This window comes from Sphaerisporangium sp. B11E5 (genome assembly GCF_039871875.1).
Classification (GTDB): domain Bacteria; phylum Actinomycetota; class Actinomycetes; order Streptosporangiales; family Streptosporangiaceae; genus Sphaerisporangium.
Genome location: NZ_JBDPMD010000057.1, coordinates 24,617 through 43,838, shown reverse-complemented (window position 1 = coordinate 43,838; position 19,222 = coordinate 24,617). Strand labels below are relative to the sequence as shown.

Below are 19,222 nucleotides of genomic sequence, written 5' to 3'. Positions count from 1 at the left end.
GCCCTTCCCGGCGCCGCCCTGCCGCTGACCGTCACGGAGCCCCACGCGCGAGGGCACGGAGCTCCGTGACGGTCACGGGCCAGGATGCCTGCGCCGCCCCGGCGGACGAGGACCGCCCAGTGGTGGACACCGACGGCAAGTGGTTGTGCGATACAACCAATCTGGTTGTATAGTCGAACCATGTCGGAAGAGCTACGACTGCAGGAGGCCGTGGGAAGGTTCGTGCGGGCCTTCGGTCTTCATCAGCCTGATCGGACTCCCTGTGGGCGGCCCGTGCCGGTGTCGGAGGCCCATGCTCTGGGGGAACTGGCCAGGGATGGTGCGTTGCGGCAGAACGATCTGGCTCATCGGCTGCGGCTGGAGAAGAGCACCACCAGTCGTCTGGTCGGGCAGCTCATCGACCGCGGGTGGGCCGAACGTGCCCCGGCTCCCGACGACGGGCGAGGTGTGGTGATCCGGCTCACCCCTATGGGCGTGGACGCGGCGGCACAGCTCGCGCGGGCACGGGCGGAGCGCTTCTCGGCCGTTCTCGATCGTGTTCCCCCGGGTGAGCGCGCCAATGTGCTGCGCGCCCTGGAGATCCTCACGGAGGCCAGTGATGAGACGTAGCGGCCGACGTCTGTGGCTGTTCACCGCCGCGCTCACCGTCCTCGTGCTCGCCTTCGCCGGTCATGCGCTCCTGGATCGTGAGCAGCACGCGCCGGCCGGGCGCCAGGCGGCGATCGCCGCCAAGGGCCGGCAGGTGATGCCGTTCGATCTGGAGCGCACCACGCATCGGTTCACCAAGAATTCCCGCGGCGGCGTCCAGACGGTGACCGCCGACGACCCTCACGACTCCCGGCAGATCACCCTCATCCGCCGGCATCTCACCGAGGAGGCGGCCGGCTTCAGCAAGGGTGACTACGGCGACCCCGCCTCCATCCACGGCACCGATATGCCGGGGCTGCGCGAACTCCAGCAAGGACACCGCCGCGTCACCATCCGCTACGCCCAGAGCTCCGCAGGTGCCGAGATCGTCTACACCACCACCGACAGCGGCCTGGTGACCGCACTGCACGCCTGGTTCGACGCTCAGGTCTCCGACCACGGGGCACACGCCGAGCACGGATGACCTCCCGGCTGCCGGGCTCCTCGCGGGCTGCCTTCGCTTCGCCCGGCTCGTCCGCCGTGGCAGTATCGAGGGCGTGGAGCAGCAGTACACGGCTGACAGCCGGCCGGGCGGGCGAGGCCGCATGTTCGTCCCGGTGCCGTTCGACCCGGACCTGGTCTGGACGGCCAAGCCGTCGCACCATGTGACGGGCACGATCAACGGGATGGGTGTCCGCGCGGTGATCACCGAGCACGACGGGGAACGCGGTTTCCTCCTCGGCCCCGCCTGGCTGCGGTGCGGGCTGGAGCCGGGCACGCGGGTGAGCGTGGTGCTGGCGCCCGAGGGGCCGCAGCGGGCCGATCTCGCCGAGGACATCGCCGCGGCGCTGGAGGCCAGCCCCGCGGCGGGCGCGTTCTTCGATTCGCTCGCCCAGTTCTACCGGCGGGCTTATCTGCGCTGGATCGACGGCACCAAGGGCCGGCCCGGGATACGGGCGCGGCGCATCGCCGAGATGGTCGGCCTGCTGGAGGCGGGCATCAAGCAGCGTCCCAAGGGCTGAGCGCGCCGGAAGGCCGGCAGAGGAGAAACCCGTACCCGAACTCTTGGGGCCCGCCGCCGGCGATCGATGGTGTCATGAGGCGTCGACGACTGGGCTGCGGCGTTCGATCATGAGGACGTCGCGCCAGACGCCGTGATGGCGGCCGATGCGTTCGCGGGTGCCGAGGACGCGGAAGCCGGCCGCCCGGTGCAGGGCCAGGCTGGCGGTGTTCTCGGGGAAGACGCCGGACTGGATGGTCCAGATGCCGGCGTCCTCGCTGGCGGCGACGAAGGCGGTCAGGAGGGCGCGGCCTATGCCTTGGGAACCGTGGCCGGGGTGGACGTAGATGCTGTGTTCGATGACGCCCGCGTAGACGGGGCGGGCGGAGACGCGGGAGGCGGCGACCCAGGCGACCACCTGGGCGGTGCGGGTGTCGGTGACGACGTAGCGCAGGTGGCCGAGGCGGGCGGCACTGAACTTGTCCCACGCCGGGGCGGTGGTCTCGAAGCTGGCGTGGCCGGTGTCGAGGCCGAGCTGGTAGACGTGCAGGACCTGGTCGGCGTCGGTGTCGCGCATGGGGCGGATCTCGAGACCGGGGGCGACGAGGGGCTTGGTGGCCTGGACGATGGCCGAGTGGACGCCGTCGCCGTGGTCGGCGGTCGGGGTGACGGTGACGCCGATGAAGCCGGCGTCCAGCAGCAGGGTGCGGTACTGGGTGACGGTCAGGGCGCCGGCGGTGCAGCCGATGCGGTGTTCGGTGCGGCGGCGCAGGTCCTCGTCGGGCGCGGTGTCCTCGGTGACGACGTCGCTGACGCCGAAGCGGCCGCCGGGGCGCAGGACGCGGAACGCCTCGGCCAGGGTGGCGGCCTTGTCGTCGGACAGGTTGATGACGCAGTTGGAGATGACGACGTCGACCGTGCCGCCGGGCAGGGGGACGTGTTCGATGGTGCCGTGCAGGAACTCGGCGTTGGTGACGCCGGCCTGCGCGGCGTTGTCGCGGGCGAGGCTCAGCATGTCCGGGCTGGCGTCCAGGCCGTAGGCCTTGCCGGTGGGGCCGACGCGGCGGGCGGACAGCAGGACGTCGATCCCGCCGCCCGAGCCGAGGTCGAGCACGGTGTCGCCCTCACGCAGGTCGGCGACGGCGACGGGGTTGCCGCAGCCCAGGCTGGCCCGCAGGGCGCCCTCGGGCAGGGCGGCGGTGTCGTCGTAGCCGGCCGCCCCGAAGCAGCCGTCGTCGAAGGAGCCGGAGTCGCAGTCGGTGACGGACCGGCCGGTCATCGCGGTCCTGGCGAGCCTGGAGTAGCGGTCGACGATCTCCTCGTGGGCCACGGCGGCCTCCTCAGTCGCAGGTGGGGGCGGCGGGGACCGGGTTGCCCATGACCACGTCGGCTGCGGTGGGGAAGCAACGCACGCAGGTGTCGTTGATCCGGTAGAACGCGGCGGTGCCGCGCCGCTCGACCAGGACGAAGCGCACCTCGGCCAGGATCTTCAGGTGGTGGGAGACGGTCGACTGCCCCACCCCGGACGCGGCCACGATCTCGCCGACGGTCATCGGCTCACGGCGCCTGGCCAGCAGTGACACGAGCTGGATGCGCGTGGCGTCGGCCAGCGCCCTGAACCAGCTCGCGTACTCCTCGGCCTCGGCCCGCGCCAACAGCCCTTCGTCGCCTTTCATCGATAATCGACGATAGACGATGAAGGGCGGAGCGTCCATGGGTGGCCGGGGCCCGATGCCCGGCCGGCCAGGGGCACTCAGCCCGCCGCGGCGGGAATCCGGTAGGTGGGACGCGGGTAGCCGGGCTTGAACGACGGGACGCCGGCGCTCTGGACGGCGGACGTGCCGGTGGCGGCGGCCACCTCCTTCACCGCTGCGGCCACCGCGGCGTCGAGCTCGGCGGGCTCGCACGCGACGCGGGCGTTGATCCGCACCTCCGCCTCGGTGAACGCCCGGCCCGCCACGGCGTCCACGGTCGGCGCGGCGCCGCCGGCGGTCACGCTCACCTTGCTCAGGTCACCGGCGGACTCGAGGCTGACCTTCACGTGGCCGATCATCCAGCCGGTGCGCGCGGCAGTCGCGGACAGGTGCTCCAGCAGCGCGCGGGCCCAGGCGTCCGGGTCGAAGCCCTCCACCGCCGTCACGTTCAGGCTGAGGTTCAGCCACGCCAGCGCGGCCTCGGCGTCGGCGTAGCGGTCGTAGTCGATGTCGAGACCGCGCCCGGCGGGGGCCGAGCCCAGCCACGCGGACACCAGTCGTTCCAGCCCCTCGCCGGATTTCGCCGAGTAGCCGAGCACGGTGGCCGTGGGGTATCGCTCGCGCAGGTCCGCGATGACGGCGGCGGCTTCGGCCGCGTCGAGAAGGTCGGTTTTGTTGAGGGCGATCACATCGGCCTCTTGCAACTGCTTGCCGAACAGATAGGACATGTCCGATTCCGTGTCGTCCAGCGGCAGCGACGTACGGAGCGCGTGAAGCCTTTCCGGTTCGACGATCACCAGAAGGGGCACGGGCGTGAAACGTTCACCATAATGAGCGCTGAGCGGCCGGATGACGGTCGCCTGCAGATCGGTGCAACTGCCCACCGCCTCGGCGAGCAGTGTGTCCACCCGGTGGTCGTCCACCAAGCGCTGCGCGACGGTCAGAAGGTCTTCGAACCGGCAGCAGAAACATCCGCCGGTGACCTCGCCCGCCTCGGCGATCGCGGCCTTGGCGAGCTGGGTGTCCACCAGTTCGGTGCCCTGGTCGTTGGTGACGACCGCGACCTTGCGGCCCTGCGACTGGAGATGTTTCGCGACCGCGACGAGAGTGGTGGTCTTGCCCGCCCCGAGAAATCCACTCAAGGTCATGAAGGTGATCAACCGACGTTCGCCTCACTTCTGGTAACGGTGATCCGTACAGATATCGCCGCATGGCACGGCATGAGTGAGCATTCGCGTCAAAGGTGGGGAGATGGTGTGACCGGTCCGCCGTCTGTGTCGGCTGCCAGCTAACAACCTCTATTCCGCACGGTCAAGAGTCTTGACGACAGGCAATAAAGTATTAACAATTTCACGGGAACCTGCCCGGAATACGGTATTGATGAGCGTCAATACAGGTGCTACAATCATTCAGGTGATACTCATGTGCGGCGTTATTCGCGCATCATTTCCCGTGGTGACCGCACCGGTGCACGACCGCCCGCTGAATATCCCTGTCCCGCGGCGGCGGAAGGCAGGGCGATGATGTTCGTCAGCGCGGTGAGCGCCTCAGGCACGACCCGGTAGTAGACCCAGGTGCCCCGGCGCGTCGACGTGACCAGCCCGGCGTCCCGGAGAACCCTGAGGTGATGGCTGATGGTCGGCTGGGTGAGGTCGAAGGCCCCGACGAGATCGCACACGCACGCCTCGCCGTCGAGGTGAGAGGCGACGAGGGAAAGCAACCGCAGCCGCACGGGATCCCCGAGCGCCTTGAAGCCCGCGGCGAGCGCGATGCTCTGCTCCCGGGTCAGCGGCTCCGTCACCCGCACGGGGCGCGGCACGCCGGGTGCGACCGGAGGAAGCTCCTCATGCGGCAGCAGCACGGGCACGTCGTGCTCGGCCATGGCGATCGGGTCCTCTCCCTAAGCGCCCCGGGTGTGACCCACCCGGCCGCATCACCCCGAGTCTAGACAACCCTTCCGCACAGGAGGTCCCGTCATACCGTTCCCTCCGCTGACCCACGCCGAGGCGATGGAGCGCGGCGCCCTGCTGCGCGTGTGTTCCTACGACCTCCACCTCGATCTGAGTCAGGCCGGGGAGCCGGTGTTCCGTTCCAGGAGCACGATCCGCTTCACCTGCGCCCGGCCCGGCACCTCGAGCTGGGTGGACGCCCGTCCCCGGCGGGTCCGTTCCGCCGTGCTCAACGGGCGACCGGTCGAGTACGACGGCTCGGGACGGATCCCCTTGCCCGATCTGGCCGCCGGCAACGAACTGACCGTGGACGCGGACTACGACTTCTCCACCGGCGGTGAAGGTCTGCACCGGTTCACGGACCCGGCCGACCAGCAGGTGTACGTGTACAGCCACCTGCAGCCCGGCCACGCCCCCCGGTTGTTCGCCTGCTTCGACCAGCCCGACCTCAAGGCCCCCTTCGAGATCAGCGTGACCGCGCCTGACGGATGGACCGTGCTCTCCAACGCCCCGCCCGGTCACCGGCCGGAGGCGGGGGTCCACAGGTTCGCGCCGACCCCGCCGATCAGCACGTATCTGGTGGCCGTGGCGGCGGGCCCGTGGGCGTCGTGGACGGCGGACCAGGAGGGCGCGGTGCCGCTCGGGGTGCACTCCCGGCGTTCCCTGGCGAAGCACGCCGACCCGGCCGTCCTGCTGGACCGGCTCAGGGCGGGGGTCGCGTTCTTCGCCGAGGCGTTCGCGACGCCCTACCCGTTCCAGAAGCTCGACCTGTGCTTCGTGCCCGAGTTCACCTTCGGGGCCATGGAGAACGCCGCTTGCGTGCTCGCCGCGGAGACCTTCGTGTTCGACCGCGCGGTCACCCGGTACGCGCACCGCCGGCGGGACGAGATGATCTTCCACGAGATCTCCCACCAGTGGTTCGGCGACCTCGTCACGCTGCGCTGGTGGGACGACCTGTGGCTGAGCGAGGCGTTCGCCACCTGGGCGGGCCTCCACGCGCTGACCCGGCTCACGGGGGACGCCGGCGCCTGGGCCGACTTCGCCGCCGGGAAGAAGGCCCGTGCCTACCTGCTGGACCAGTCGGCGTCCACCCACCCGGTCGTGGCCGGCGTGCCCGACGTGGAGGCCGCCGGATCGGCCTTCGACGCGCTGACGTACCACAAGGGCGCGAGTGTGCTGCGCCAGCTCGTGGCCCGCCTGGGGCTCGGCAGGTTCCTGGAGGGCATGCGGCGCTACTTCGCGGACCACGCGTACGGCACCGCCGGCCGGGCGGAGATGCTCGGCGCCCTGTCGGCGGCGGGCGGGCAGGACCTGACCGCCTGGGCGGACGCCTGGCTGCTGACGGCCGGGCTCACCGAGCTACGGGCGGACTTCGACGTCGACGAGTCGGGATGCTTCACGCGTTTCGCGCTGCTCCAGGGTGGGTCGCCCCGGCCGCACCGTCTCGCGGTGGGCGTCTACGCGGAGGACCGGCACGGCGACCTGGTGCCCGTGCGCCGGCACGAGCTCGACGCCGACGGCCCCCGCACCGGCGTGGACGCGCTCGTCGGCAGCCGATCCGGTGCGCTGGTGCTGCCCAACGACGGCGACCTGACGTACTGCCGGATCGTCCTTGACCCGCGTTCCGTCGAGACGGTCGTCCACCGGATCGGCCGGCTGACCGACCCCATGGCGCGCTCGCTCTGCTGGACGGCGGCGTGGGACATGGTCCGGCACGGGGAGTTGCCGCCGCGGCGGTTCCTGGCGATGGTCCTCGGCGGTCTGGCGGCGGAGACGCAGATCGGCGTGGTCCAGCGGCTGCTCGTCCGGGTCGCGACCCTGCTGACGGCCTACACCGAGCAAGGGTGGGCCCGTGCCCACGGCTGGCCCGCGCACGTGGACCGTCTGCTGGACGTCGTCGACGCCCCGGACGGCGACGCGGACCGGAGGCTGGCGGCGGCGCGGGCGGTCGCGGACGCGGCGCTGACGCCCGGCCACGTCGACACGGTGCGGGGCTGGTTCCACGGAGCCGCCCCGATCGGCGTGGACGACGCGTTGCGCCGCAGGCTCGCCCGGGCCCTGGTCGCGCACGGTGAGCCCCTGGACGAGGTCGCCGGCGCCTTCCCCGTCGCGGGGGAACGGTGGGCCGAGCGGCTCAAGGCGTCGGCGCCCACCGCGGAGGCCAAGGAGTGGGCGTGGACGACCGTCCTGGGCAGCGAGAGCGTCGCACAGGTCCGCGCGCTGGCCGACGGCTTCGCCCACCCGGCGCACCACCACCTGCTCGCGCCGTTCGCGCGGCGCTACGCGCGTGACATCCCGCCGCTGCTGGCCGCCGCGGGAGACCGGGAACCGGCGCGCACGGTCGCCGTACGGATGTTCCCCTCCTGGTCGGTCTCACGGCGCACGCTGAGCATGATCGACCGGCTGGCCGTGGGCCGGCTCGTCAGGCTGGTCGGCGAGGCCAGGGCCGAGCTCGCTGTCGCCGTGGACCTGTCCGAGCGGGACGCCGCCGGGTGAGAACCATTCCTCCACCCCGCCGCCGGCGGCGAACACCCGGAAGAGCGCCCGCATGGCCCGGCCGGCGTCCGGGCCGGCGTACCACCGCTCCCCCGCCTGCCCGGCCAGGTGCTCCCACAGCGCCTCCCGCAGCGTGAACGCCTGGTGGTACACCAGCGGGTAGCAGGGCTTGCCCTCCAGGTACGTCTGCATGCGGTCCCACGCGGCCCCTCCGTCCATCGCGACGCCGAACTCCCGCCCGTACGAGCGCACGTACTCGGCGGCCGGGTCCGGGTGGCCGTCGTGCACGGCCATCTCGAAGCAGAGGCTGGTCGCCACCAGCCGCCGGACGTGCTCCCGGGCGAAGGCCAGGCGCTCGACGGCCTCGGCGTCCACCGTGACGCCGAGGTGGCGCCGCTGCCAGTCCGGCCGCAGGACGACCCGTTCCAGGGTGAAGCCGAACGCCTCGGTCAGCGCCGGATGCGTGCGCCACAGGTCGGCGGGGTGCCGGGTGCCGGCCGTGAAGTGCAGCGCGTGCCCGGCCTCGTGCAGCAGCGTGACGTAGTGGCCGAGCGTCGTGCCCGGCGTGGTGGACACCCGCACGTCGACCGGCGGCGCGACCGGCGAGCAGAACGCCGTGCCCGACTTGCCGGGCCGTGCGGCGTCATCGACGAGGACCCGTTCCCAGCACCTCCCGAAGCCCCACTCCCGTACGGTGGAACGGACGCTTTCGAGTGCGCCCCGGGCGCCGCCGGGCATGACGGCGCGTGCGGCGACGAGGCGGGCGTCCCCCATGGACGGGGTGGAGAGCGCGTCGCGGGCCCGCCGGCCGTCCCATCGCCGGAGGAACGCGGCACGCGTGGCGTCCAGCCAGTCCCGGGCGTGGACGACGAACCGGTCCACCTCCGGGTGCAACGCCCGCACGAGCGCGGCGTGCGTCGGGAACCCCAGCTCGGCCCGCGCCTCGGCGTACGCGTCGAGCCATCGCCGCCGGCCCTCGCGCAGCCGCTCGCCGACGTCCGCCAGCGCGGCCAGGACCTCGGCGCGCCGCCGGTCGTCGGTGACGGTCCGCGAGAGGGCGACAAGTTCCCCGTGGGTGAGCGCCTCGCCGCCGGCCTCGGCGGTGACGGTGCGCTGCAGCCGCCGCAGCCGCGCGGTCGCCCCCGCCAGCCGGACGCGGAAGTACCACAGGACCAGTTCCCCGGCGTAGTGCAGGTCCCCCCGTTCCAGTGCCCGCAGGACGAGCCCGCCGTCGGTCAGCCAGGGGGGGCCGTTCTCGGGCGGCGGCGCGTCCTCGCTCTGCCCCGTCGCGGCCAGCCAGCGAGCGTGGGCGACCCGGGCCTGGAGCGCCACGAGATCCTCGACGTGCCCGGCCAGGTACCCGGGAACGGTGGTCACGACGGATCCACCGAGGCCGCCGGGGGCAGGCCGAGTACCTCAGAGGCGCCGTCGGCGACACGCTGCCAGAAGGCACGCCGGTCCTCCGGCAGCCCGGCGAACAGCTCCGAGCAGCGGCGGGTCATCTCCAGTGCCAGCCCGGGATGGGCCAGCACTCCGCGGATCCACGCGAGCTGGCCGGGCTCCGGCGGGTCGATGCGCAGCCCCTCCAGGCCCGCGCGGACCTTGCGCCCGACGCGGTCGTCCAAGGTCGTCGCGTAGCGCTCCCTGGCCTGCGGCGTGTCGCCGTCCACCGCGAGGGGCACCGTGGCGGCGAGGGCCTGCGCCGCCACGCAGGCATCGGTGATGCCCGCGCCGAACAGCGGATCCTTGTGGCAGTAGGCGTCGCCCGCCAGCCGCCAGCCCGGTCCCGCCGGATCGCGGTGGAAGTTCCGCAGGCTCTTGGACGCGTACACGGGCGAGACCCGCCGCGCCGAGCGCAACCGGTCCGCCATGGCGGGGATGGCCCGCAGCCGGCGCTCGTACCCCTCGTCGCCCCGGAGGGCGGCGTACTCCCCCACGGGCGCCGACAACATCACCACCCACAGCCCGCCGTCGCACGGGCCGGCCTGGAGCACGTGGCCGCCGTCGTGCCACAGCTCCAGCGCGGGCGCGGGCAGCGGCGCGACGTCCTCCCAGTAGGCGTGGAACGTGCAGCGCATGGCCCCGGCGTCGAAGGTCGTGGCCGCGCCGGCCTGACGGGCGGTCGGGGATCCCCGCCCGTCCGCCCCGACGACGATCCTGGCCTTCTCCGACCACCCCGCGCCCTCGATCCCGATGACCTGGTCACCGTCCCGGCGCAGGGACCGCACCGGGCGGCGTTCCCTGATCTCGGCCCCGTGCCGGCTCGCGGCGCGCAGCAGGACCGCGCTGAGGGTCTCCCGGCGGACGCACAGGTTGTAGTGGTACGGCGAGCGGGGCAGCATGGGGGCCCCGTAGTACCCGCCCTCGACCTCCAGGTGCCAGCGCCTCAGCGGCGGCGCGCCGGTGGCGAGCACCTCGTCGAGCACGCCGAGGTCGTCCAGGAAGGACAACGTCGTCGGGCCGAAGAAGTGGGTGGAGACGGCCGGGGCGGGCAGCCGGGTGCGGTCGCACACCAGGACCCGCATCCCCTCCCGGGCGAGCAGGGCGGCGCTCGCGGCCCCGGTGACCCCGCCGCCGACCACGATCACGTCATACATCGGCCGCTCCTCGCGTCATGCCCCGCCGGCCAGGACGAACGGCATGCGGCCCGACCAGATCCTGCTCACGGCCCACCGGCGGTCGCTGACCGCGCGGAAGCGGCGGCCGAGCACCTCACGCAGGTCCAGCGCGACGGGACGCTGCCGCAGGATCCCGGCCACCCGTCCGTCCCTGACGAGGAACCCGAGCCGTAGCCTGCCCTCGACGACCGGCGAGAGGCCGGCGCGCTGGTGCCCGCCCATCAGCGATTCGACGAGCACCCCCTCGCGGACGCCGGCCAGAAGCTCGTCGAACGTACCGACGTCGGCGGGTTCCGCGGACAGCGTCGCGCCGTTGAGCACCGGGGTGGCCGGCTTGAGCACCGTGCGGCGCAGCGCGTTGCCCCGGAACCCGTGCCCGGTGGGTGCCGTCCCGCACGCGGCCGCCGTACGGACGCTGTGGTAGGCCCGGACCGGGACACCCCGCTCGACCAGCGTGAGCGGCGCGCACGGCACGCCGTCGTCGTCGCTGCCCGGCCAGGCCAGGCCGCCGGTGCCCTCCTCGTCCTGCGCGGCCCGCACCGAGGGGTGGTCGTCCAGGCCGATCGAGGGGTGCAGGAACGGCGCGCCGAGGTGCCCGGCGACGAACGAGCGGCCCGCGGTGACGGCGGTGCCGTTCAGCGCGGTGACCAGCGGGGTGAGCAGGGTGTGCACCGCGGACGGGGCGAGCAGCACGTCGTGGTCACCGGAGGGCGCGTCGGCGGCGGGCAGCCCGTCCCAGCCGGCCGCGGCCTCCAGCCACGCGGGAAGCGCGGCCGGCAGCACCGGCGTCCGGGTCCAGCCGGTCCAGGGCAACTGGACGGCCGCCCCTTCCGCCAGCGCGGCGATGTGGAAGAAACGGTCCCAGGTCGTGGTCCGGCCGTCCGGGGCGGCACGGTGCACCGCCTGTTCTGTCCGGGTCACCGTGCCGTGCACCGTCAGCCCGGCGGCGCGTTGCAGGGCACCCAGCTCCTCGGCCAGGAGCCGGACGGACCGGGTGCCCTGATCGGCGGCGGACGCCGGAGCGGCCTCAGGTGTGGCGTTCCTCCCCGTGGCCCGGCCGGGTGACGCCGGGGGGCCGTGGGCCGCGTTCCGCACAGCGTCCCCGACCAGCGCGTCCACGTCGTCGAGGCACGTCGTGGTGGCCGTGCCCACCCGGCCGTCGCGGTGCACCCGCAGGCACAGCGCCGTCTCGTGCGCGGACCTGACCAGATCGGGTACACCCGAGCCGACCTCCACCACGGTGTCGTCGCGCTCGACGACCAGGATCTCCCAGTGCGCGGCACGGGCCGCGGCCGCCGCGCCGACCTGGTCCAGCCGGTCAGCCAGAGTTGACACGCATGCCTCGCAATCGCAGCGCGGGGGCCCAGGAGCTGACCGGCAGCGGGTTCTGGCCCTGCTTGCCGCAGCTCGCCGAGGTGTCGCCGCGCCACTGCTCCCGGCCGATCGCGTCGATGGCCGCGAAGGCGCCCAGCACGTCACCGGACAGCACCACGCCTCTGACCCGGCCGCGGACCTCGCCGTCGCGGATCTCCCGGCACTCCGCCGGCAGGAAGGTGAAACCGGCGCGGTCGGTCTGCCCGCCGAGCACGCCGCGGGCCAGCAGCCCGCGGGCCACACCGCCGATCATCTCCTCCTCGGTCGCGGCGCCGGGGGCGACGGCGATCGTCCGCAACCGGGGCAGTGGCGGGTGGCGGAAACTCAGGGCTCTGGCGTTGCCGGTGGGCGCCTCACGGAAGGCCGCCGCGGTGGAGCGGTCGTGCAGCCGGGGCCGGGTGACGACCCCTTCGCGCAGCAGTTCCACCGGACTCCCCGCCGTCCCCTCGTCGTCCACCGGTACGAACCCCCGCGCACCGGGTCGTCCGGGGTGATCGGTGATCGTCAGCATGGACGGGCCGAGCCGGCGGCCGGGAGCCAGGGACCGCTGCAGACGCGCGTCCCCGAGGTGGTGGTCGGCCTCGGCGAGATGCCCGATCGTCTCGTGCGCCCAGATGCCGGCCAGCGGGCCGTCGCACACCACGTCGTAATCCCCGGGCTGGACGACGGGGGCGCCGCGCAGGTCCACGGCGGTCGCGACGGCGGCCTCCACGTCCGGGGCGAGACCGCGCACCACGGAGAAGTCGCCGCCGCTGCCGGCCGACACCGAGCCGGCGGTCCGCGCGGCGCCGCCGTCGGCGTATACGGTGATCTGCAGCGTCAGGTCCCTGCGCCGATACGTGACGCCGGTCCCCTCGCTGGTGAACAGCTCCACGTCCGCGACCGACTCGCGGTAGTAGACCAGCGCGCCGGTCACGCCGGGATGCGCCGCCAGCGCCGCCGCGTGATAGGCGCCGAGCAGTTCCATCTTCTCCGCCACGTCGACCGTCTCCGCGGGCTCACCGGCCTCACCGGGGCGATCGTCCTGGTACGGCCGGTGCGCGGCGAGACGTCCCGCCGCGCACCCCAGCTCCACGGCGTCGCGCGCGGCCCTGCGCAGCACCGGCCCGGCGTCCATGGTGGTGCTCGACGCGAACGCCGACCCCGCCCCGCCGATCACCCGGGCACAGCACCCCTCGTCACGACTGGTCACGCTGCTCTCCAGGCCGTCGCCGCGCCACACCAGGTCGACGGTCCTGGCACGTTCGACACGGACCTCGGCGTAGTCGTCCGCCCGCAGGCCGGCGTCCCGGAAGAGCGCGGGTGAGCCGCTGGTCAGCAGCACGGTTGCGCGGGGCTGTCGTCCCGGTAGGCGAAGATCATGGCGCTGGTGACCTGTGCGCCGTCGCGGTACGGGACGAGCCCGTCGCTGCGCATCTCCACGCTGCCGAAGCCCGCGCCGAGCACCAGCTCCCGGTACTGGCTCTCGGTCATGCCGACGACGCACCGGGCGAACTCCTCCGCGCCGGCGGAGTCGCTGGCCGCCACGTCCGCCGGAGGCGGGCCGTCGTCGGAGTACACGACGTCGGAGATCACCGCCACACCGCCCGGGCGCAGGACGGCGGCGACCGCGTGGAGCACTTCCTTCTTGTCGGGGAACATGCCGAGGACGCAGTTGCTCATCACCACGTCCACGCTGGCGTCGCGCACCGGCGGGCGCCGGATGTCGCCGACCCGCACGTCGATGTTGGTGAGGCCCATCTCCTTGGCCGCGCGCCGGGCCGTCCTGACCATCTGCATCGACGCGTCGACGCCGATGACCCGGCCCGTCTCGCCCACCCTGCGCGCGGCGATCAGCAGGTCCAGGCCGGCGCCGCAGCCGAAGTCCACGACCGTCTGCCCCGGGCGCAGGGCGACCGCGTTCATGGGAGAGCCGCAGCCGCTGGACAACTCCAGGACCCAGCCGGGGATATCGGCGAGCTCCTCCGGGGTGTACACCGACGTGGGAGAGCAGCACAGCGTGCTGGTGCCCTGCACCGCGAGCGCGTCATAGCGCTTCTTGACGTGCGTCTCGACGGGAACGGGCCCCTGGTCGGCCGGGGCCGCGCAGCAGCCCGCCGCCTGGTCGGCGGACTCCGGGGCGCACCCGCAGGCGTCCGGCTCGGCGACCGGCCGCGGCCGGATCAGCTCATCCAGGGAAACGAACCCACGCGTGTCATCTGCTCCCACGTTCCCTCTTCTCCTTCCGGTCGGTTCGCGTGCTCCTGCCGCCGGCGCAGCGCCATGGGCAGCAGGTAGGCCAACTGGGTCTCGACGCGCGTCGTGATGCTGGACACCTTCGGGCAGTAGCAGGTGTTGAAGTCGCCGCCGCTGGCGGCCCATGCCTTGATGGGGCAGCCGCCGCCCCCGCAGAACAGCTTCACGTTGCACTCGCGGCACATGGGCACGGTGTCCACGTGGCGGTGCCGCCACGGATCCCGGTAGCCGGCCGCGTAGCTGAACTCGGGGTAGAACGTCCCGCAGGCGTGCTGGGGGCGGCCCACCGTCTCCGGGCACCCGTAGATCTTGCCGTTGGGGTCGAAGGCGACGACGCTCGTGCCGGCGCTGCATCCCTGCAGGTTGGGCCGCAGGCGGTCCCCCTCCAGGACGGCCGACCTGATGCGGGCCAGGTCGGGCTGCAGCATGCGGTCCACCAGCGGGTTCTCCTGCACCATGCGCCAGAAGGCGTCCTGGAGCCCGGACTTGACGTCCCCCCTGACCATGCTCTTGCGCTTCTCCTCGGGGTGGTCGGGGGTGACGTACAGGAACGTGATGGCCTTGGTGAAGCCGTTGAACATGCGGATCTTCGGGTGGTCGATCCATCCCTTGGCCTGCGCGAACTCCGCGAAGCGCGGCATGTCGTCCACGCTGTCCTCGTCGACGAGCACCCGGATCAGCACGCGGATGCCGGCCTCGGCGGCCACGTCGATGCCGCGCTCGATGAGGTGGAACGTCGGCTTGCCGTTGCGGAACACGCGCCGGGTGTCGTGGGTGCTCGGCGTGCCGTCCAGGCTGACCTGGACCTCCTCGCAGCCGTACTTGAGCAGCATCGGCACGTACGCGTCCAGCGCCACGCCGTTGGTGATCGCGGTGACCGGGTAGCCGCGGTCGTAGGAGCCGCGCAGGATCTGCTCGGCGGCGCCGCGGTGGTACGGCGTGTCCAGCAGAGGTTCCCCGCCGAACAGCGTGATGTACGGCGGGCCGGAGTTCTGGTGCCTGTCCTGGATCTCCGGGATGGTGTCGAACGCGGCCTCGATCATCTCCTCGTCCATGCGCGGGCTCTTGGTGGTCAGCTCGCCCTCGAAGCAGTACGGGCAGGCCAGGTTGCACACGAACGACGGGATGAACATGAACTGGAACGGGGCTTCCTGGATCGCCTGGAAGTAGCCGTCGACGATGGCGCGGTAGCGCGCCTCCTCCTCGACCGGGTCGGTGCAGACGTACCCGCGCTGGAGCAGGCCGGCCACGATCTCGCCGTCGACGTCGTCACCGGCGCGCACGCGTTCCAGCGCGGCGACCTCGGCCGGGGTCACGATGTCCATCGAACCGGACACCGCGTTGGCCAGGACGCTCACCTTGCCGCTCTCGTCGAGATAAGCCGGGTCCAGAGTGCCCTCGGGGAGCTCCACCGAGAAGGTGACGGTGTTCGGGCTCACAAGCATGGTGTGTCTCCCAGAAACGGTGTCCGTGGTGTCGCCGGGGGTTGGAGGGCGCGGCAGGGGATACCCGTGCCGTACGGTCCGTCGGTTGCGGTCAGTCGCAGCCGTCCGGGTCGTTCGCCATGATGCTGGTCACGACGTCGAGGTTCTTCCGGCCGCGCATGGCGGTGCAGCAGTCGGTCTGCTTCTCGGACACTTCGGCGTTCTCGATCATGGAAATAGCGATCATAGGTATCACCTCCTCCGCCGTGATCTCTGCCGCGCTCTCCGGCCCGCTCCCCGCCGCGACGCGGCGAGGAGAGTCGTTGGTGGGGCGCACGCCCCAGGTGGCGGGTCACCGCAGGACCTCCCGCACGATGAGCACCGCCACGGTGATCAGGCCCTCGCCGATGATCAGGCCGGAGGCGACGACCTCCGTGCCGCTGCGCCGGCCGGGGTCGCGGCGGACGAGCAGCCACTGGGTCAGGCCTCCGGCGGCGAGGGTCAGTGAGTAGGCGGGGGGAAGCAGCACGCCGAGGCCGATCATCGTCGGCATGGCCGAGGTGAAGGCCAGGCCCATGCCCAGCGGCCCCGTGACGGCCAGGGCGAGGGCCACGGTGAGGGGGTATTCGGCCGATCCCCGGACGGTGGCGTCCACGAACTGGACCGCGGTGGCCACGGGGGCGGGGAAGGAATGCCCTCCGATCACACCGGCCCGGGTGAGCACCGCGATCACCAGGACGCCGACCACGGCGCCGGCCAGGCCGCCCGCCAGTTGCGTCCAGCCCGTCAGGCGCCTGGGCGGCTCGGACAGGCCCTCAGGACGGTCGTGGGCGACCTTCACCGAGTAGGTGAAGTACACCGCGGCCAGGGCCGCGCAGCAGATGGTCGACGCCATGAGCACCGCCGCCGCCTGGTCCGCGCCGGACATGGCGAAGGCCACGACACTGAAGTACAGCGCCGGGGACAACGGCACCAGCCCGATCTCGCCGCCGGCCCGGGTGAGGAACACGGTCATCACGGCGAGCAGCACGACGCCGAGCAGACCGTAGCCCAGGTACCGCAGAAGAGACGGGTACATCAGCGCCAGGAGCGCCGTTCCCACGAGCGCGCCGAGGGCGAGCCACCGGGTACGGCCCGGGAGCAGACGGCCCCCCTGCAGGGAACGCGCCAGCGGGCCGCGGACCCGGGCGATCGCGGCGAGGGAGTAGCCGAGGATGAGGCCGACGCCGGCGGCGAGCACCCAGGGGAAGGACAGATGGTCGGCGTACGCCACAGGCCGGCCCGCCGCGCCGTCCTGGACCGCCCACACGATCACGGTGTACGCCGCGCCGGCCGCCAGCCAGGCGCACGCCCGTGGGCCGATGAGGAACCCGACCCCGTACAGCAGCGGCGACAGGGCCAGGGCCAGATGGGTGCCCGTTATCTCCGGCGTGACCTCGTGGCCCCACAGGGCGACCCCCAGCGCCGACGCGGCGCCCACGCCGGCGGCGACGGGCAGCATGCGCCCGAGCCGGTCGCCCTCCCCGCCCTTGGGGGTGCTGAGCGACGCCATCAAGGTGATGGCCGGCTTCAAGGTCGGGTAGGGCAGTTTCTCGGCGACCACCAGCGTCCGCGCGACGAGCCCGCCGAGCAGGATGCCCACGGTGTTCGCGGCCATCGCCAGCACCACCAGGAAACCCCAGGCCGGCAACTCACCGGCCCGCAGGACGACGGCCCCGATGCCGGTGTCCAGCGCGGCCGTCGCCATGTACCCGCTGGACGCGATGGAGAAGACGACGAAGAGCCCCTGCCAGCTGAGCGCCCCGGCCACCCGGAGCAGCGCCGCGCCCAGCGCGGCCACCAGCGCCGACCCTCCGAAGGACGTACCTGTGCGGAACAGGACCAGCACGTTGAGTACGCACAGCAGCACGCCGATGCCCAGGCCGATGAGCGTGGCCCAGACGTACGATTCCCGCCAGTCCCGAGGGGGGTCCGCCGCCAGGGTCGAATGAGAGGTGGTGGAGGACGCGGTGCGCTCCTTTCCTCTCACGGAGCGCCCCCGATCTCGGCCGGATGAACTACATTGATAACTATCGATGTAGCTGACGAGTGCACACTAAAATGGTCGACGGCGACGGTCAAGAGGCTTTACAAGATTGCCCAGCCGTGCGTACAGTCCGTGTTACGCGAACATAACGATAATTTTCGGAATTACGCTATATACGTGTCGGCTGATTCCGCCGGATCACCGCGTGCGGTCGGCGAGCACGGGATCGGCCTCCACGCGCCGCGGCTCCGCCACGCCCGGGTCCCGGCCGTACAGACCGGCGACCAGGGCGAGACCGATCACCCCGCCGATCAGTTGGACGACGACGAATCCCGGCACCGAGGAGGGGGCGATCCCGGCGAAGGTGTCGGAGAAGGCCCGCCCGATGGTCACGGCCGGGTTGGCGAAGCTGGTCGACGAGGTGAACCAGTAGGCGGCGCCGATGTAGGAGGCGACCGCGGCCGGCGCCAGGCGGGCGTTCCCCGCGCGGACCAGCAGGAAGATGACGAGCACCAGGCCGGCGGTGGCGACCACCTCGCCGAGCAGGAGGTTCCCTGCCGAGCGGTCGTGCGTGGACCAGCTGACGGCGGCCTTGCCGAACATCGCGTTGGCCAGCACGGCCCCGCTGACGGCCCCGGCGATCTGGGCGGCGGCGTAGACACCCACGTCGGAAAGCGAGAGCCTGCGGTGCACCCACCAGTCGGCCAGCGTGACCACCGGGTTGAAGTGCGCCCCCGAGATCGGGCCGAGCACCAGGATCAGCACCCCCAGCCCGAAGACCGTCGCCATCGAGTTCTCCAGAAGCTGGAGTCCCACGTCACCGGGCGAAAGCTCCTGCGCCATGATCCCCGACCCGACCACCACCGTCACCAGCAGCAATGTGCCCAGGTATTCGGCCAGCGCCCTGCGCGGCAACGCCGGGCTCATCGGAGATCACCGATCCGGCCGAGACGGACTGACGAGTCGAGCACGTTAAGCCTCCCCCTTGACACGACCGGCCGCTAATGCCGTGCGACGCACCGCGGTACCGCACCTGCCGGCCTGCCATTTCATGACCCGGAGCGCCCCTTCCGGCGCCACCCGAACCGATATTGACAGATATCAATGCCACTTGGTAGCTGCGATTTCCTGGAGTTTTCCCTCTGAGCACGGCGGCAGGGCCCGGCCGGGATGCGCGTTTCCGGCCAGGCCCGAAAGAGGGAACCACTCAGCAACAGCCGGGCTTGCCCGCCCCCGCCGCGACCGCCGGCTCCCCGTCGGCCGCCACCGCGACAGCCGACCTGCCGAGGGTATCGGCGTCGGCCTTGACCACGTACACCTCCCACGGCTCGTTGCCCGGCCCATGAACCCAGACCTTGTCCTGCAGCGCGTAACAGCAGGAGGTGTCCTTCTCCTCGAACGCGGCCAGCCCCGCCTCCTGCAGACGCCGGGTGGCGGCGGCGACCTCGTCCCCTTCCTCGACCTCGACCCCGAGGTGGTCCATCCGGGTGTCCTGACCGGCTTCCCCTTCCAGCAGCACCAGCTTGAGCGGCGGCTCACTGATCGCGAAGTTGGCGTACCCCGGCCGCACCTTGGCGGGCTCGACGCCGAACAACTTGCTGTAGAAGACGATCGACCCTTCCAGGTCGGCGACACGGAGCGCGAGCTGTACACGTGACATCGGGAGTCCTCTCCACTCTGACGACACCTACTTAGACAATCTTCTAAGCAGGGGACCACGAACAGTGTGTGCTCCAGAGTAGATGTCTGTCAAATTAGAAGTCCATCTAATCAGCGCCG

17 protein-coding genes are annotated in these 19,222 nt (G+C 72.1%); 4 read left to right on the top strand and 13 right to left on the bottom strand.

Translation table 11 applies throughout. From position 1 onward, the window contains the following. Window positions 1–84: 84 nt before the first annotated feature. The 3 genes from ABGB17_RS33730 (at window position 85) to ABGB17_RS33720 (ending at window position 1,649) form a co-directional block, all read left to right on the top strand. Window positions 85–609 (top strand): MarR family winged helix-turn-helix transcriptional regulator, encoded by a 525-nt coding sequence (locus ABGB17_RS33730; RefSeq protein WP_347637438.1) that lies wholly within the window; start codon window positions 85–87, stop codon window positions 607–609. Next, window positions 599–1,111, top strand: coding sequence for a hypothetical protein (locus ABGB17_RS33725; protein ID WP_347637436.1), 513 nt, complete (start codon window positions 599–601; stop codon window positions 1,109–1,111). The genes ABGB17_RS33730 and ABGB17_RS33725 overlap by 11 nt, the downstream gene beginning before the upstream one ends. Window positions 1,112–1,184: 73 nt before the next feature. Further along, entirely contained in the window at window positions 1,185–1,649 is a 465-nt protein-coding gene (locus ABGB17_RS33720; protein ID WP_347637434.1) for a YdeI/OmpD-associated family protein, read from the top strand. Window positions 1,650–1,721: 72 nt separating this feature from the next. Here the strand turns inward: ABGB17_RS33720 and ABGB17_RS33715 are convergent, their stop codons facing one another. The 4 genes from ABGB17_RS33715 to ABGB17_RS33700 form a co-directional block, all read right to left on the bottom strand. Next, window positions 1,722–2,957, bottom strand: a complete 1,236-nt coding sequence (locus ABGB17_RS33715) for a GNAT family N-acetyltransferase (protein WP_347637432.1) — start codon at window positions 2,955–2,957, stop codon at window positions 1,722–1,724. Window positions 2,958–2,967: 10 nt separating this feature from the next. Then, entirely contained in the window at window positions 2,968–3,303 is a 336-nt protein-coding gene (locus ABGB17_RS33710) for a metalloregulator ArsR/SmtB family transcription factor (RefSeq protein WP_347637430.1), read from the bottom strand. A 77-nt stretch (window positions 3,304–3,380) separates the two neighbouring features. Then, window positions 3,381–4,481 carry a GTP-binding protein gene (locus tag ABGB17_RS33705; RefSeq protein ID WP_347637428.1) on the bottom strand — a complete coding sequence of 367 codons (1,101 nt, stop codon included), beginning with the start codon at window positions 4,479–4,481 and terminating at the stop codon, window positions 3,381–3,383. 272 nt (window positions 4,482–4,753) lie between these two features. Continuing rightward, the gene (locus tag ABGB17_RS33700; RefSeq protein WP_347637426.1) at window positions 4,754–5,203 is read right to left on the bottom strand and encodes a metalloregulator ArsR/SmtB family transcription factor; all 450 of its coding nucleotides are present in this window, start codon (window positions 5,201–5,203) and stop codon (window positions 4,754–4,756) included. Window positions 5,204–5,330: 127 nt separating this feature from the next. On the opposite strand from ABGB17_RS33700, the gene pepN reads away from it, so the two are divergent. Beyond that, window positions 5,331–7,766: an aminopeptidase N gene (gene pepN, locus ABGB17_RS33695; protein ID WP_347637424.1), complete on the top strand. Its 2,436-nt coding sequence runs from the start codon at window positions 5,331–5,333 to the stop codon at window positions 7,764–7,766. Window positions 7,767–9,139: 1,373 nt separating this feature from the next. Here pepN and ABGB17_RS33690 read toward each other — a convergent pair. From ABGB17_RS33690 to ABGB17_RS33650, 9 genes are all read right to left on the bottom strand, one after another. Further along, window positions 9,140–10,363: an FAD-dependent oxidoreductase gene (locus ABGB17_RS33690; RefSeq protein ID WP_347637422.1), complete on the bottom strand. Its 1,224-nt coding sequence runs from the start codon at window positions 10,361–10,363 to the stop codon at window positions 9,140–9,142. A 15-nt stretch (window positions 10,364–10,378) separates the two neighbouring features. Continuing rightward, window positions 10,379–11,719 carry a metallopeptidase TldD-related protein gene (locus ABGB17_RS33685; RefSeq protein WP_347637420.1) on the bottom strand — a complete coding sequence of 447 codons (1,341 nt, stop codon included), beginning with the start codon at window positions 11,717–11,719 and terminating at the stop codon, window positions 10,379–10,381. Next, window positions 11,703–13,082 (bottom strand): TldD/PmbA family protein, encoded by a 1,380-nt coding sequence (locus ABGB17_RS33680; protein WP_347637418.1) that lies wholly within the window; start codon window positions 13,080–13,082, stop codon window positions 11,703–11,705. Before ABGB17_RS33680 ends, ABGB17_RS33685 begins: the two co-directional genes overlap by 17 nt. After that, complete coding sequence (locus ABGB17_RS33675) at window positions 13,073–13,966, bottom strand: methyltransferase domain-containing protein (protein WP_347637417.1); 894 nt, start codon at window positions 13,964–13,966, stop codon at window positions 13,073–13,075. The genes ABGB17_RS33680 and ABGB17_RS33675 overlap by 10 nt, the downstream gene beginning before the upstream one ends. Next, entirely contained in the window at window positions 13,921–15,438 is a 1,518-nt protein-coding gene (locus ABGB17_RS33670) for a radical SAM protein (RefSeq protein ID WP_347637415.1), read from the bottom strand. The genes ABGB17_RS33675 and ABGB17_RS33670 overlap by 46 nt, the downstream gene beginning before the upstream one ends. Before the next feature lie 91 nt (window positions 15,439–15,529). Continuing rightward, window positions 15,530–15,664, bottom strand: a complete 135-nt coding sequence (locus tag ABGB17_RS33665; protein ID WP_347637413.1) for a hypothetical protein — start codon at window positions 15,662–15,664, stop codon at window positions 15,530–15,532. Window positions 15,665–15,769: 105 nt separating this feature from the next. After that, window positions 15,770–17,446, bottom strand: coding sequence for an OPT/YSL family transporter (locus ABGB17_RS33660; RefSeq protein WP_347637412.1), 1,677 nt, complete (start codon window positions 17,444–17,446; stop codon window positions 15,770–15,772). Between the two features lie 195 nt (window positions 17,447–17,641). Continuing rightward, on the bottom strand, window positions 17,642–18,370 hold the full coding sequence (locus ABGB17_RS33655) for an MIP/aquaporin family protein (RefSeq protein ID WP_347637410.1): 729 nt from the start codon (window positions 18,368–18,370) through the stop codon (window positions 17,642–17,644). A gap of 280 nt (window positions 18,371–18,650) precedes the next feature. After that, a complete protein-coding gene (locus ABGB17_RS33650) occupies window positions 18,651–19,103 on the bottom strand; it encodes an ArsI/CadI family heavy metal resistance metalloenzyme (protein WP_347637408.1) in 453 nt (150 codons plus the stop codon). Between the last annotated feature and the right edge of the window lie 119 nt (window positions 19,104–19,222).

Excerpts from the sequence above, each read along its gene's own strand:
- ABGB17_RS33730 (WP_347637438.1), top strand. The coding sequence starts at position 85 with ATGCCTGCGCCGCCCCGGCGGACGAGGACCGCCCAGTGGTGGACACCG.
- ABGB17_RS33725 (WP_347637436.1), top strand. The coding sequence starts at position 599 with ATGAGACGTAGCGGCCGACGTCTGTGGCTGTTCACCGCCGCGCTCACC.
- ABGB17_RS33710 (WP_347637430.1), bottom strand. The coding sequence starts at position 3,303 with ATGAAAGGCGACGAAGGGCTGTTGGCGCGGGCCGAGGCCGAGGAGTAC.
- ABGB17_RS33700 (WP_347637426.1), bottom strand. The coding sequence starts at position 5,203 with ATGGCCGAGCACGACGTGCCCGTGCTGCTGCCGCATGAGGAGCTTCCT.
- pepN (WP_347637424.1), top strand. The coding sequence starts at position 5,331 with ATGGAGCGCGGCGCCCTGCTGCGCGTGTGTTCCTACGACCTCCACCTC.
- ABGB17_RS33690 (WP_347637422.1), bottom strand. The coding sequence starts at position 10,363 with ATGTATGACGTGATCGTGGTCGGCGGCGGGGTCACCGGGGCCGCGAGC.
- ABGB17_RS33670 (WP_347637415.1), bottom strand. The coding sequence starts at position 15,438 with ATGCTTGTGAGCCCGAACACCGTCACCTTCTCGGTGGAGCTCCCCGAG.
- ABGB17_RS33665 (WP_347637413.1), bottom strand. The coding sequence starts at position 15,664 with ATGATCGCTATTTCCATGATCGAGAACGCCGAAGTGTCCGAGAAGCAG.
- ABGB17_RS33655 (WP_347637410.1), bottom strand. The coding sequence starts at position 18,370 with ATGAGCCCGGCGTTGCCGCGCAGGGCGCTGGCCGAATACCTGGGCACA.
- ABGB17_RS33650 (WP_347637408.1), bottom strand. The coding sequence starts at position 19,103 with ATGTCACGTGTACAGCTCGCGCTCCGTGTCGCCGACCTGGAAGGGTCG.